The 13,309-nt window shown below is 62.8% G+C and carries 15 protein-coding genes and 2 pseudogenes; 9 read left to right on the forward strand and 8 right to left on the reverse strand.

Translation table 11 applies throughout. From position 1 onward, the window contains the following. From LO50_RS24775 to LO50_RS18835, 3 genes are all read right to left on the reverse strand, one after another. Window positions 1–198: hypothetical protein (locus tag LO50_RS24775; protein ID WP_152623993.1), on the reverse strand; the 198-nt coding region annotated here is incomplete at its 3' end. 279 nt (window positions 199–477) lie between these two features. After that, on the reverse strand, window positions 478–1,491 hold the full coding sequence (locus LO50_RS18830; RefSeq protein WP_044315967.1) for a hypothetical protein: 1,014 nt from the start codon (window positions 1,489–1,491) through the stop codon (window positions 478–480). 419 nt (window positions 1,492–1,910) lie between these two features. After that, window positions 1,911–3,122 carry an MFS transporter gene (locus tag LO50_RS18835; RefSeq protein WP_044315968.1) on the reverse strand — a complete coding sequence of 404 codons (1,212 nt, stop codon included), beginning with the start codon at window positions 3,120–3,122 and terminating at the stop codon, window positions 1,911–1,913. A 97-nt stretch (window positions 3,123–3,219) separates the two neighbouring features. Here LO50_RS18835 and LO50_RS18840 point away from each other — a divergent pair, with 97 nt between their 5' ends. After that, a complete protein-coding gene (locus tag LO50_RS18840; protein WP_044315969.1) occupies window positions 3,220–4,203 on the forward strand; it encodes a LysR family transcriptional regulator in 984 nt (327 codons plus the stop codon). A 74-nt stretch (window positions 4,204–4,277) separates the two neighbouring features. Beyond that, entirely contained in the window at window positions 4,278–4,706 is a 429-nt protein-coding gene (locus LO50_RS25455) for a hypothetical protein (protein ID WP_080902130.1), read from the forward strand. Window positions 4,707–4,733: 27 nt separating this feature from the next. On the opposite strand, the pseudogene LO50_RS18845 reads toward LO50_RS25455, so the two are convergent. Then, a pseudogene (locus LO50_RS18845) lies at window positions 4,734–5,285 on the reverse strand (nucleotidyltransferase family protein); the annotation flags it as partial. 119 nt (window positions 5,286–5,404) lie between these two features. Here LO50_RS18845 and LO50_RS18850 point away from each other — a divergent pair. Next, a complete protein-coding gene (locus LO50_RS18850) occupies window positions 5,405–5,629 on the forward strand; it encodes a DUF2188 domain-containing protein (RefSeq protein ID WP_044315970.1) in 225 nt (74 codons plus the stop codon). A 17-nt stretch (window positions 5,630–5,646) separates the two neighbouring features. Here LO50_RS18850 and LO50_RS18855 read toward each other — a convergent pair. The 3 genes and pseudogenes from LO50_RS18855 to LO50_RS18865 all read right to left on the reverse strand — a co-directional run. Further along, window positions 5,647–5,766 (reverse strand): annotated as a pseudogene (locus LO50_RS18855) (TOBE domain-containing protein); the annotation flags it as partial. Window positions 5,767–5,773: 7 nt separating this feature from the next. After that, window positions 5,774–6,412, reverse strand: a complete 639-nt coding sequence (locus LO50_RS18860) for a peroxiredoxin (RefSeq protein ID WP_044315971.1) — start codon at window positions 6,410–6,412, stop codon at window positions 5,774–5,776. A gap of 47 nt (window positions 6,413–6,459) precedes the next feature. Further along, window positions 6,460–7,035 (reverse strand): RBBP9/YdeN family alpha/beta hydrolase, encoded by a 576-nt coding sequence (locus LO50_RS18865; protein WP_044315972.1) that lies wholly within the window; start codon window positions 7,033–7,035, stop codon window positions 6,460–6,462. Window positions 7,036–7,290: 255 nt separating this feature from the next. Here LO50_RS18865 and oscA point away from each other — a divergent pair, with 255 nt between their 5' ends. The 6 genes from oscA to LO50_RS18895 all read left to right on the forward strand — a co-directional run bounded on the left by oscA (window position 7,291) and on the right by LO50_RS18895 (window position 12,784). Continuing rightward, window positions 7,291–7,470 carry a sulfur starvation response protein OscA gene (gene oscA / locus LO50_RS18870; protein ID WP_044315973.1) on the forward strand — a complete coding sequence of 60 codons (180 nt, stop codon included), beginning with the start codon at window positions 7,291–7,293 and terminating at the stop codon, window positions 7,468–7,470. Between the two features lie 267 nt (window positions 7,471–7,737). Continuing rightward, on the forward strand, window positions 7,738–8,736 hold the full coding sequence (locus LO50_RS18875; RefSeq protein WP_044315974.1) for a sulfate ABC transporter substrate-binding protein: 999 nt from the start codon (window positions 7,738–7,740) through the stop codon (window positions 8,734–8,736). 256 nt (window positions 8,737–8,992) lie between these two features. Then, entirely contained in the window at window positions 8,993–9,808 is an 816-nt protein-coding gene (gene cysT, locus LO50_RS18880; protein ID WP_044315975.1) for a sulfate ABC transporter permease subunit CysT, read from the forward strand. Window positions 9,809–9,821: 13 nt separating this feature from the next. Beyond that, window positions 9,822–10,697: a sulfate ABC transporter permease subunit CysW gene (cysW, locus tag LO50_RS18885; RefSeq protein WP_044315976.1), complete on the forward strand. Its 876-nt coding sequence runs from the start codon at window positions 9,822–9,824 to the stop codon at window positions 10,695–10,697. A 2-nt stretch (window positions 10,698–10,699) separates the two neighbouring features. Continuing rightward, the gene (locus tag LO50_RS18890; protein WP_044315977.1) at window positions 10,700–11,686 is read left to right on the forward strand and encodes a sulfate/molybdate ABC transporter ATP-binding protein; all 987 of its coding nucleotides are present in this window, start codon (window positions 10,700–10,702) and stop codon (window positions 11,684–11,686) included. A 108-nt stretch (window positions 11,687–11,794) separates the two neighbouring features. Further along, a complete protein-coding gene (locus tag LO50_RS18895; protein ID WP_044315978.1) occupies window positions 11,795–12,784 on the forward strand; it encodes a 2-hydroxyacid dehydrogenase in 990 nt (329 codons plus the stop codon). A 144-nt stretch (window positions 12,785–12,928) separates the two neighbouring features. On the opposite strand, the gene LO50_RS18900 is transcribed toward LO50_RS18895, so the two are convergent. Beyond that, the coding region (locus LO50_RS18900) for a uracil-DNA glycosylase family protein (RefSeq protein ID WP_044315979.1) at window positions 12,929–13,309 on the reverse strand (381 nt) is incomplete at its 5' end.

A 13,309-nucleotide genomic window follows, 5' to 3' on the forward strand; every position in this document is an offset into this window, starting at 1 on the left:
AAGCTCTTCAAGCTCTTCAAGCTCTTCAAGCTCTTCAAGCTCTTCAGCGTAGGCGATGCCGGACCCGCTGTACGTTGACCCCTTGGTAAGCGTGTCACGGATGACCACGCCTCGACCTCGCTGAGGGTAAATGATTGTTATATATCCTTCACCGATACTTTTAGGCCGTAGCCATGCTCTTAATAGCTGCTTAATCATGCCAGCTCCTAGAACCAGCTATTGGTAGACGGCGAAGCCAAGCAAGCTTGATGTGGCACTTCCAAGCTATCAGCGTCAGAGACCAGGCGCAGAAAATAACTCTCGTTTCCCTCGTGCAGCCTGATGCAAAAGCTTATCTCCACCTCGAAGAAGCCTGGCGTCCGCTCGGCCATCTCCAAAATCTCATTGAGCCGCAATGAAAAATCCCGCATGTATTCTCTCCCGACAAGCCATTCAAGCGGATGGTGGCCTATCAAGATGAACTAGCAAGTCGTGAGACTATCGCTTCGTATCAAGTGCGGGCCCGGTGACTGGGAGGAGTGGCACTGAGAGGCGCTTGTTAACGAACTCAGGGCGCCCATTAGATATGAAGCCGTACGCGTGGCCGTTGTAGAAGATCCGGTTCGGAAGCCCACGCTGCGCGCCCCATATCAAATGAGGAGAGGCGTAAAGCGTCGCTATAATTTGCGTGCCAATCGTCGTATGGTCCATGGATCGCCAACCTACTGGACTAACAAACCCATTACTGTCCCTAGCGATTTCGAGAGCCCCCCTGGTCAGCAAGGCCGGTTTGTCGAACATCCGAACAGAAGCGCTGTTTCCCTGCTGGGTCTTCCACTTCACAGGGAAGCCGACCAATGCGCTGATAGGGTCGGTCGACGTAACAGCTTCAACTTCACCGATATTCACCGCGACAAGAAATTGCTCTGGCAGGTACGGATAACGGCTCGCCAACACCTGCCCACCGAGGACCATGCGGTAAATCCGGTTTGATGATTCACACCCGTAGGAGCAAGCGAGCTTAGCGCTCAGCGCTCCAGCAACCGACTGCAGGCGGCGATCCATCATTGTCATCAGCGCGCCCCTTACCTCTTCAGAGGTACGTAACGGCTTGCCATCGAATTCATCAGGCATAAATGCCTGGCTGATATACTTCAGGCTTCCGTCTCCGCTCAGCATTCCGAGCACTAGAACAGAGGCGCCCAACGCATCACCTGCTGCCGAGCCAAACTGCCCCACAGCCAAATCTGCCGACATGGATGTGAATGTTGAATGATCAACTGCATCCCATTGCCGCACATACTCCGTTTCTAAGACACGGCTCTCTAAGCGGGCCCGCGCATCCGCGTCCGCCAGATACCGTGCTAGGTAGCCAATGCGAATTTGCTCGTCTTGGTTATCAAACGAAGTCGCCGGCAACCTCACCGAAACGTCTTTCATCCAAGGGTCGGAGACACATCCTGAAAGCAGCATGGCCGCTGCGAGTGCACATATGATGGAGAAACATTTCATCGGATCGCCTCCTTGGCATATTTGTCAGTACGTAGGCCTTAGGCCACTTCGACTGGTAGTTCCGCACCCTTATATACAAATGCTAATGCGCGGCACAATGACATCACACACCTCCTGTTTTCTCATCGAGCGCTGGGTCCTTTGAGTACAGATGAGTGCATCAACCAATGGGTATACGTTTGGGTATACGTGAACGACATAAACAGCCTTTATCGCCGTATCGTCGCCGGCTAAAGCCCTACTGTTCGACTCCTGGTGCCGGCACCACGATTTGAAGGCTCGCAGAAATGCGGGCCTTTTTCGTTTTAGGCTGAGCTCGCAATACTCCGGCGACCAATTCAGCCGAGCAGCTTGTGAGGAGATGCCGCAGATGCACGTAGCGGCGCGCATCTCGTGGCATCGGCCGAGCTCGGTGGCGGTCAAGGTGCAACCCGTCGTACAAGACGCGCCGCCAGTGCGCCTATGGATGCCAGGGCCGCCAGCACGACCACGCCATTCCAGCCCCATTGTCCAAGCGCCAGGCTGCCCAGTCCCGCGCCGGTCGCCATCCCTACGAAAACACCGGTGAACAGCACAGCATTCAAGCGACTGCGCGCCGGCGGGTCGATGCCGTAGACGATGGTCTGATGAGCGACCAAGGTCGCCTGGATGCCGAAATCGAAGCCAATGGCGGCCACCACGATCACGCCCAACTGGATCTCCGGCGGCACCACACCGACCAACCCGAGGGCCGCGAAGGATACGGTGGTCAGGGCCGCACCGAGGAGTGTCACGCGCTCTGGTCCGCGGCGGTCGGCCAGTCGCCCGGCCAAAGGCGCGGCAAGCGCACCAGCGGCTCCTGCAAGGCCAAACGCGCCGGCCGCGGCGCTACCGAGTCCGAAATCGACATGCAGCATAACGGCGAGCGTCGACCAGAATGCACTGAAGGCAACGGACAACAGGCCCTGGGAAACGGCCGCGCGGCGCAGGGACGAATGTAGCGACCAGAGTTTGAGCATGGAGCCGAGCAAGGCGCCGTAGCCCAGCGACGTAGTCGGGGAGAACCGTGGCAACCCGCGCCAGGCGGCGAGCCCGATCAAGCCAATCGAGCCAGCCGCGAGCGCATAAACGGCACGCCAGCCGAGTTGCTCGGCGATCAGGCCGCTCATGACCCGCGAGAGCAGAATGCCCAGCAGCAGGCCGGTCATGACCGTGCCCACGACCCTGCCGCGTTGCGATTCGGGTGCCAGGGTCGCGGCCGCTGGAACGATGTCCTGTGCCAGCGTCGCGGCAAGCCCGATCACCAGGCTCGCGACGAGCAAGGTACCGACGCCCGGGGCGATGCTGCCGAGTAGCAGAGCCAGCATGAGCATCGAGGCCTTTGCCAGAATGATCCCGCGCCGGTCATAGCGATCACCCAGCGGCGCCAGGAGCAGAATGCCGAGCGCATAGCCAAGCTGCGTCAGCATCGGAACCATGCCGACAGCACCTTCGCTGGCCTGGATATCAGAACCGAGCACACCCAGGATCGGCTGACTGTAATAGAGCGTCGCCACGCTGAAGCCGGCACCCGATGCCAGGAGCAGGACAAGCCCAGGCGAGAGCAGATCCGGGCTGTTGTTGAGCGTCAGGGATGAGGAAGTGGAAGTCATGAGCGCAATCCCAGTTCGAACAGAGTCGCGACATTCTCCATGCGCATAAACGACGGCTGTAGTAGCTTCAGACACAGATCCGTTATGCGTGAAACGTATGAATGATTACTCGACAGCGGGCATCGATCGCATCGATCTGCTACGCACGTTCATCAGAATCGTCGATGCCGGCAGTCTCTCGGCGGCGGCGGCGCAACTGGGCACCACCCAACCCACGGTCAGTCGCCGGCTGAAGGCGCTGGAGCGGTCGCTCGGCCTGCAACTGCTCAATCGCTCGACCCACCGCATGCAGCTCACCGGTGATGGTGAGCGTTGCTACGCTTTCGCCCGACAGGTCCTCGAAAGCTGGAGCGAGATGGAAGCCGAGCTGCTCAGCGCGCGTGACGACCCGCGCGGCACGCTTCGGGTGCAGGTCCCGCACGCCTTCGGCCAGGACCAATTGGTCGCTCCGCTCGGCAAGTACCTGTCGCGCTACCCGAACGTCAGCGTCGAATGGGTATTGCATGATCGCTCGCCCAACTTCACGGCCGAGGGAATCGATTGCGCCATCCAGGTGGGCGTCGTCGAGGACCCGTCCGTCGTTGCCATCCGCCTCGGCGAAGTCCCGCGCATTGTGGTGACCCATCCGTCGCTGGCTGGCGACGGCCCGCTGCCGAGCACCACCGAGCAACTCCAGCGTCTGCCCTGGTTGGCCCTGCGGACCTACTACACCGACGAGGTCGTACTGACCTGCCAGGCGGACGGGCGCTCGCATCGCTTCGCGATCCAGCCACGCATGAGCACGGACAGCCTCTACGCCCTGCGCAGTGCGGCACTGGCAGGGCTTGGCGCGTGCGTCAGCTCCGCCTGGGTGGTTGCGCAGGACATCGAAGAAGGCCGGCTGATTCAGCTCGTGCCGCAGTGGCGAGCAGCTCCCCTGCCCGTCTACCTCATCTACCCGCACGCGCGCAGCTATCCCGCCAAGCTGCGCCTGTTCGCCGAAATCATCCGTACGGACATGCCCAACCTCGTCGGCATGACCTCACCGGGCATCGACGCGCTGCAACCGGCTGGCGTCGGCGCACGGACGGCTGCCCCCTGAGTTTCTACCACCGGCATTGCCTGGTTGGACCGAGCGTGTAGAATCCCGCGCCCCGAAATTCAGGAGACAGTACGGTGGTGATTCACTATTCCGCGCCCAATGGGAATGTCGTATGCGGGCGCACCGGCTCAAGCCTCAACAGTTCCGGCGATGCTGCTCAGGTTTCCTGCAAGCTGTGCCTGCGCAGCGTGGAAAAGGCTGTGAGCGAGCCTGTACGCAAGACACCGAGCCTAGCCGAACTGAGGGCTGCCGCGAAGGCGGCGAAGACCACGGCGGGTGCACCCGCAGTCGTGGCGAAGACGGCAACGACGGCCCCCGCAGCGGCAGCGAAAACTACAGCGAGTGCGCCCGCAGCGCCGGTAAAGGCCGCCCCGACTGCGCCCGCAACGACAGCGAAGCCGGCTTCCGTCCTGTCCGCACGCGCCGAATGGCAGAAGCGCCTGGAGCAACTGCCGGGGCGCAATCGCCTGCCTCGCGGCGTAGCGCGGCAGGCGTTCATTTAGCCCGCAGAACGGCGCTGCCGGCCAGTCCTGCCGAATGCGCAGGCCTGGCCAGGTTTCAGACCAGCCCTTCGCGGCCAGGCGCTCCAGATAGACCTGTCGCTTGCCGGCACGAAAGGCCGCCGTGGGTCGGACGATCAGATCGAACAAATCGTCCAGCCCCAGCGGGGCTGCCACCTCGATCTCTTCCAGCGCTCCCAGCCTCACCCCGACTGCAGTGGCCGTTTCCGGCCAGTGAGTCATCGCGTCCACTGCCGACCGGTAGGGCTGATCCGCGTTGTGCAGGTGCATGCGGGCCTGGTTTTTCACCGACCAGTTGAGCGAGCCGTCCGAGCGCCGCAGTGCCGCCTCGAGCCCGGTATCCAGCGCCTTGTCGGGCCGGTCGGGGTCGAACCAGATGACATCGATATCCGCAGGCAGCGGGCTGCTGTCACGTCCATGCAGGTGATCCCACACCGCACTGCGCACGAAACCTGCAGCCACCCAGCAATCCGGCAGGGCAAGCGCCTTCACAAGATCGAGCACCCGCATGCGCAGCGGGTCGGCCGTGATGATGGCGCGCAATCGGGCGTGCGTGTGCATGAGATGCTCCTCGAGGGCTGGCCGCACAGGCTATCAGCCTGCACGCCGCCAGTGCGCGACTCGGTGAACCGCCCCGGCCGACGCCCCTCTAAACCCGCATCACGTCAGAGGAGGCACGCATGGACAACTACCACATCAACGCCACCGATAACGGTTGGGAACTGCGCAAGCAGGGGGCGACCCGCGCTTCGAAGGCCGCTGCGACCAAGGATGAGATGCTGCAGGTGACTGCTACCTTCCTCGAAGGCAAGACAGCCTCGGTGAAGATTCACAAGAAGGACGGCACCATCCAGGAGGAGCGGACCTACCCGCGCAGTGCCGATCCTCTTGAGAGTAAGGGCTGAAGCCGCCCACCCATCCTCTACAGCTTGACGATCGACACTTCGGTGGATTTGACGAAGGCGATCACCTCGCTGCCGACCTGCAGCTCCAGCTCGCGCATCGAGCGGGTGGTGATCACCGAGGTGACGATGCCGGCGGCGCCTCCCTCAGCGGTTAGGTTGCGGCGTCAGGCGCAGGTACGGCCTAACCGCGCGATAGCCCTTGGGAAAGCGCTGCTTGATTTCCTCTTCGTCCTTGAGCGAGGGCACGATCACCACCTCGTCGCCGTCCTGCCAGTTGGCCGGGGTGGCGACCTTGTGGTTGTCGGTGAGCTGCAACGAATCGATCACCCGCAGGATCTCGTGGAAGTTGCGCCCGGTGCTCGCCGGGTAGGTGATGGTCAGCCGCACCTTCTTGTTCGGATCGATGACGAACAGCGAGCGCACCGTCAGGGTGTCGTTGGCATTGGGGTGAATCAGGTCGTACAGCACGGAGACCTTGCGGTCGGCGTCAGCCAGGATCGGGAAGTTGACGCGGGTGTTCTGCGTCTCGTTGATATCGTCGATCCACTTGATGTGCGAATCCACCGGGTCTACGGACAGGGCGATGGCCTTGACGTTGCGCTTGGCGAACTCGTCCTTCAGCTTGGCGGTGAAGCCCAGTTCGGTGGTGCACACGGGGGTGAAGTCGGCCGGGTGCGAGAACAGCACACCCCAGCTATCGCCGAGCCATTCGTGGAAACGAATGCGGCCTTCGCTGGAATCCTGTTCGAAATCGGGGGCGATGTCGCCGAGGCGGATGCTCATCTTCGTTCTCCTTTCTTGCGTGGGTTGCGGCATTGGTTGATAGCGATTCAGGCGCGCCGTTGCGCCTGTCGCTCGATCCGGCTCTGCAAGCGATAGAGACTGGCAAAACCCTGTTCCCAGCGATCATGCCCGGAGGCCACGTTGATATGTCCGGCACCAGCCAAGATCGCGGTCTCGCTGCCCCAGTCGAGGCCCATCTCGATGGCACGTGCGGCACTCGCGGCAGTGTCGTTGTCCGAACCGATCAGCAGGCTGGCGAATGGCAGGGCTTGGCGGGGGATCGGGGCGAAGTTGCGCAAAGGTTCCGGGCATCCGCTGCGTTCGACATCCGCGGGCGCCACCAACAGGGCGCCGCGCACCCGTTGCAGCAGCTGCGCAGGCGCCTGCGCAGCCCAGTGCGCAACCGTGATGCAACCCAGGCTGTGCGCCACCAGGATGACCGGATCGTCATGAGCGGAGATGCTGCGCTGCAGCTCTGCGACCCAGTCTTCGCGACGCGGTAGGAGCCAGTCCTGCTGCTCCACTCGGGCGCTGCCCGGCAGGGTGCGATGCCAATGGCTCTGCCAGTGCTCATCGGGCGAGCCGTGCCAACCCGGCACGATCAGATAACGGATGCTGCGCATATCGGCGCCTCCTGTGATTCATGGCAGCCAGTCTAGACAGCAGATAGACTTACTTAAAAAGAATAACGAATTCTTTATTTATTCTTTTTAAATCTATCAAATCGTCTGACAACGAATCGTCTTCTTATTCCATCAGGATCTATAAATGTTCTTAAACAATATTTTTAAGAATATTTCGCCCACACCTATGATCCGCTCCACGCCTTGCTGGCTACGGCCGTTCCGGTCGTCGAAAGGCTTTCACGGAGAACAGCAATGACCGCGACCATTCGCGACCTCGAGGGGCAGGACGAAGCCAGCATCCTGCGCGAGATCCACAGTGCCCTGAGCGGCCTCAAGTTCGGCTCGGTTGAAATCACCGTGCACAACGGCCAGGTCGTGCAGATCGAACGCAAGGAGAAATTCCGCCTGCAGCCGACCGGCAAGAACGCCTGACCCCCACCTACCCCATCCATCAGCCCGACTGGACCACCGGAGGGCGTGACCATGAAACGAGCCGAGACCATGAACACGCACCGGTACTGCAGCTGTCGTCCGCAAATGCGGAGCTAATCGAGTCACTGAAAACCGCCTGACACAGATAGACCAGGTTGCAACCCGCCAGGCTGCTTCTGCCTCGCCCTGCCTGTCTTCCAGCGTGATTTCAGCGACCGCCCCTGAAGCGCCAACACCTACCAAATTAGTTTTTTCAGGAGCTGCACCATGTCCATTCGTCGCTTCGCCCTCGCCGCCCTGGCGAGCGCGCTGATCGCCGGCCCTGCACTGGCCGCCGACACCCTGCTCAACGTGTCCTACGACCCGACACGCGAGCTTTATGTGGAATTCAACGAAGCCTTCAACAAGCACTGGCAGGCCCAGGGCCATGAGCCGATCAAGGTTCAACAGTCCCACGGCGGCTCGGGCAAGCAGGCCCGCGCAGTCATCGATGGCCTGCGTGCCGACGTGGTGACGCTGGCGCTGGCCGGCGATATCAACGAGCTGCATCGCCTCGGCAAACTGATCCCCGAGGATTGGCAGATGCGCTTGCCGGACGCCAGCACGCCCTATACCTCGACCATCGTGTTCCTGGTGCGCAAGGGCAACCCGAAGGGCATCAAGGATTGGGATGATCTGGTCAAGCCAGGCGTCGAGGTGATCACGCCGAACCCGAAGACCTCCGGCGGTGCGCGCTGGAATTTCCTGGCCGCCTGGGCCTATGCGCAGCAGAAATTCGGCACGGAAAAGCAGGCGCAAGAGTTTGTCGGGACGCTGTACAAGAACGTGCCAGTACTGGACACCGGCGCCCGCGGCTCGACCGTTACCTTCGTCAACAATGGCATCGGCGACGTGCTGCTGGCCTGGGAGAACGAAGCCTTCCTGGCCCTGAAGGAACAGCGCGGCGAAAACTTCGAGATCGTCGCGCCTTCGCTGTCGATCCTCGCCGAGCCGCCGGTCGCCGTGGTCGACAAGAACGTCGAGCGCAAGGGCACCCGTGAAGTCGCCGAGGCCTACCTGAACTATCTGTACAGCGAGGAAGGCCAGCGCATCGCGGCGAAGAACTTCTACCGGCCGCGTAACGCAAGCGTAGCCGCCGAGTTCAGGGACCAGTTCCCGGCGCTGAAGCTGGTCACCATCGACGGGGACTTCGGCGGCTGGAAGACCGCGCAGCCGAAGTTCTTCAATGATGACGGGGTTTTCGACCAGATCTACCAGACGCAGTAAGCCGTGGCTTCGTAGGGTGGATCGCGCTTCATCGATCCACCGTCGCCCCCGGAGAGGGCCGCCGGTGGAAGTAAAAAGCGACTTCCACCCTACACGCTTCGCTTCAGCTGACACCTTACTCGGCAGTTCGTAGGGTGGATCGCGCTTCACCGATCCACCATCGCTCCCACCCGGAGGGCGATGGTGGAAGTGAAAGGCGACTTGCACCCTACAGGCTGCGCTCGTCACGCCAGTCGCTCGAATAAAGGCAACGTCCATGTCCCGATCTACCTCCGTCATACCCGGCTTCGGGCTGACGCTGGGCTACACCCTGGTGTACCTCAGCCTGTTGGTGCTGATTCCTCTGGGTGCGCTGTTTCTCAAGACCACCGAACTCTCCTGGGCGCAGTTCATCGCCATCGTCAGCGCGCCGCGCGTGCTGGCGGCGCTGAAGCTGAGCTTCGGCACCGCCTTCGTCGCCGCTGTACTCAACGGCATCATCGGCACGCTGCTGGCCTGGGTGCTGGTGCGCTATCGCTTTCCCGGCCGCAAGATCATCGAGGCGATGATCGACCTGCCCTTCGCCCTGCCGACCGCGGTGGCAGGCATTGCCCTCACTGCGCTGTACGCGCCGAACGGACCGATCGGTCAGTTCGCCACGCAAATGGGCTTCAAGATCGCCTACAGCCCGCTGGGCATCACCCTGGCACTGACCTTCGTCACCCTGCCCTTCGTGGTGCGCACCCTCCAGCCGGTGCTCGCCGATATCCCGCGTGAAGTCGAGGAAGCGGCAGCCTGCCTCGGCGCGCGTCCGCTACAGGTGGTTCGTCACGTGCTGCTACCGGCGTTGCTTCCCGCGTGGCTCACCGGCTTCGCGCTGGCCTTTGCTCGCGGCGTCGGCGAGTACGGCTCGGTGATCTTCATCGCCGGCAACATGCCGATGAAGACCGAGATCCTGCCGCTGCTGATCATGGTCAAGCTGGATCAGTACGACTACGCCGGTGCCACGGCCATCGGCGTGCTGATGCTGGTGGTGTCATTCGTCCTGCTGCTGCTCATCAACCTGCTGCAGCGCCGCATCGCGCGTTCCTGAAGAGGCCACCGACATGACTTCCGCTTCCCTATCGGTTACGGCTAACAGCACCGCCAATGCCACGCGCCGCGGCAACGCCCTCGGCCGTCGGCTGCTGATCGTCGCCGCCTGGCTGGTCTTCGCGCTGTTTCTGCTGCTGCCCCTGCTGATCGTCGTCAGCGAGGCATTGAAGCAGGGCTTCGGCACCTTTTTCAGCGCGATCTTCGAGCCCGACGCCCTCGCCGCGCTGAAGCTGACCCTGCTCGCCGTGGGCATCTCGGTGCCGCTGAACCTCGTGTTCGGCGTTGCCGCCGCCTGGTGCGTGAGCAAGTACGAGTTCCGCGGCAAGAGCCTGCTGGTCACCCTGATCGACCTGCCGTTCTCGGTCTCCCCGGTGATCGCCGGGCTGATCTACGTGCTCTTGTTCGGCGCCCAGGGCTATTTCGGCGAGTGGCTGAGTGATCGCGATATCCAGATCATCTTCGCCGTGCCGGGCATCGTGCTGGCGACGCTGTTCGTCACCGTGCCCTTCGTCGCCCGCGAGCTGATCCCGCTGATGCAGGAACAGGGCAGCACCGAGGAGGAAGCCGCGCGGCTGCTCGGCGCCAGCGGCTGGCAGACGTTCTGGCACATCACCCTGCCGAACATCAAATGGGGCCTGATATACGGCGTGGTGCTCTGCACCGCGCGGGCAATGGGCGAGTTCGGCGCGGTGTCGGTGGTCTCCGGGCATATCCGCGGGCTGACCAACACCCTGCCGCTGCACGTCGAGATTCTCTACAACGAATACAACCACGTCGCCGCGTTCAGCGTGGCCAGCCTGCTGCTGGCTCTGGCGCTGGTGATCCTGCTGCTCAAGCAGTGGAGCGAGTCGCGTATCGCCCGCCTGCACGCCAACGCCGAGGACTGACCATGTCGATCGAGATCAGCAACATCAACAAGCGTTTCGGCCAGTTCCAGGCATTGAACGCCATCAACCTGCACATCCAGAGCGGCGAACTGGTCGCCCTGCTCGGCCCGTCCGGCTGCGGCAAGACCAGCCTGCTGCGCATCATCGCCGGGCTGGAAACGCCGGACAATGGCAGCATTGTCTTCCATGGCGAGGACGTTTCCAGCCGCGATGTGCGCGACCGCAACGTCGGCTTCGTCTTCCAGCATTACGCACTGTTCCGTCACATGACGGTGTTCGACAACGTCGCTTTCGGCCTGCGCATGAAGCCGAAGAAGCAGCGGCCGAGCGAAGCGGTGATCGCCGCCAAGGTGCACGAGTTGCTGAATCTGGTGCAGCTCGACTGGCTCGCAGATCGCTACCCCGAGCAACTCTCCGGCGGCCAGCGCCAGCGCATCGCCCTGGCCCGCGCGCTGGCGGTTGAGCCCAAGGTGCTGCTGCTCGACGAACCCTTCGGTGCGCTGGACGCCAAGGTGCGCAAGGAACTGCGCCGCTGGCTGGCCCGCCTGCACGAGGACGTGCACCTGACCAGCGTGTTCGTCACCCACGACCAGGAAGAAGCGATGGAAGTCGCCGACCGCATCGTGGTGATGAACAAGGGCGTGATCGAGCAGATCGGCACGCCGGCGGAGGTCTACGCCAACCCCGCCAGCGAGTTCGTCTACAACTTCCTCGGCGACGCCAATCGCCTGCAGCTGGATGAACAGCGCAGCGTGCTGTTCCGCCCGCATGAGGTTTCCCTGAGCCGCGAAGCGGTGGCCGAGCACCTAGCCGGCGAGGTGCGCGACATCCGTCCGCTTGGTGCGCTTACCCGGGTCACGCTGAAGGTCGCTGGGCAAGCCGAGCCGATCGAAGCGGAGGTCGGCAATGACCACGCCAGCCTGGTAGGCGTGCGACGCGGCAACACGCTGTACTTCCAGCCCAAGGGGCAGGCGCTGCGCGCGGGCTGATGCGCGCCGCCGCGCCAAATCGCGGTCATATCGGGCGACAGAAGCGACTTGGCCGCGGCGGGCAACTGTCGCACCCTGTCGGCAGTCGCCCCTTATCGCGAGGCTCACATGCGCATCACCCTGTTCAGCAGCAAACCCTACGATCGCGACAGCTTCCAGGCCGCCAATCAGGCACATGGCTTCGAGCTGCAATTCCTCGAGTCGCGCCTCGATCCCGATACCGTGGCGCTGGCCGCCGGCGCCGAGGTGGTCTGCCCGTTCGTCAATGACGTGCTGTCGGCGCCCGTGCTGGAAAAGCTCGCCGCTGGCAGCACACGACTGATCGCACTGCGTTCGGCCGGTTACAACCATGTCGATCTGCCCTGTGCCCAGCGTCTCGGCCTGCCGGTAGTGCGGGTGCCGGCCTATTCGCCGCACGCGGTGGCCGAACACACCGTGGCACTGATTCTGGCACTCAACCGGCGCCTGCCACGGGCCTACAACCGTACCCGCGAGGGCAATTTCTCGCTGCAGGGGCTGACCGGCTTCGACCTGGTCGGCAAGCGGGTCGGCGTGGTCGGCAGCGGGCAGATCGGCGCTGTGTTCGCGCGGATCATGCTCGGTTTCGGCTGCGAGGTGCAGCTCTACGACCCCTTCCCCAACCCGGAGCTGGAGCGCCTCGGCATGCGTTATGTGGCGCTCGACGAGCTGCTCGCCAGCAGCGATATCGTCAGCCTGCACTGCCCGCTGACCGAGCAGACGCGCCACCTGATCAACCAGCAGAGCCTGGCGACCATGAAGCCGCGCGCCATGCTGATCAATACCGGCCGTGGTGCGCTGATCGACACGCCGGCACTGATCGGCGCGCTGAAGAGCGGCCAGCTCGGCTACCTGGGCCTGGACGTCTACGAGGAAGAGGCCGGGCTGTTCTTCGAGGACCATTCCGGCCTGCCGCTGCAGGACGATGTGCTGGCGCGGCTGCTGTCGTTTCCCAACGTCATCGTCACCGCGCACCAGGCATTTCTCACCGACGAGGCGCTGGCTGCGATCGCCGGCACCACGCTGGGCAATGTCGCTGCATGGCAGGCCGGGCAGATCAGCAATCAGGTCAGCAGCTAGCGGCCTGTGCGGTGGATTGGTTGAGGCAAGTTCGGATGAGAGGCAAGGCGCTGCGACGAGTCATAGCCAGGCTATGGCAAGGAGCAGCAACACAGTATCGGGCCATAGGCGCCGAAATTGACCAACTGAACTTAGCAAAGGCCACTAACGGACTGGTTTTTCGTCGAGCTGGCGCAGGCGCGCCTCGAGCAGGCCCGGAAAGCGCTTGAACCAGGTCTGGTTCAACGGCGAGGGATGCGGCAGCGGGTGCAGGGTGAAGGTTCGGGCCTGCCCCTGCTCGTCCTGCAGCTCAACGTCGACGCTGGCGGTGAAGCGGTCCTCACGCTGCCAGAAGTCTTGCAGGCGCTGGCGCCTCTCACGCGGCTGGTCGATGCCGAACCAGAGGAACGCCTCGCGCCCGAGGGTGATGATGTGCCGCCCGCGCCAGTTGTCCACCAGCAACTGGCGCATCAGCGGGTGGAAGCGGCGCTTGACCGCCATTGACCAGGCCTTGTTGCCGATCGGCTTGTACGGCACGGTGTTGAT

Origin of the sequence: Stutzerimonas stutzeri, from assembly GCF_000935215.1 — a bacterium.
Taxonomy (GTDB): domain Bacteria; phylum Pseudomonadota; class Gammaproteobacteria; order Pseudomonadales; family Pseudomonadaceae; genus Stutzerimonas.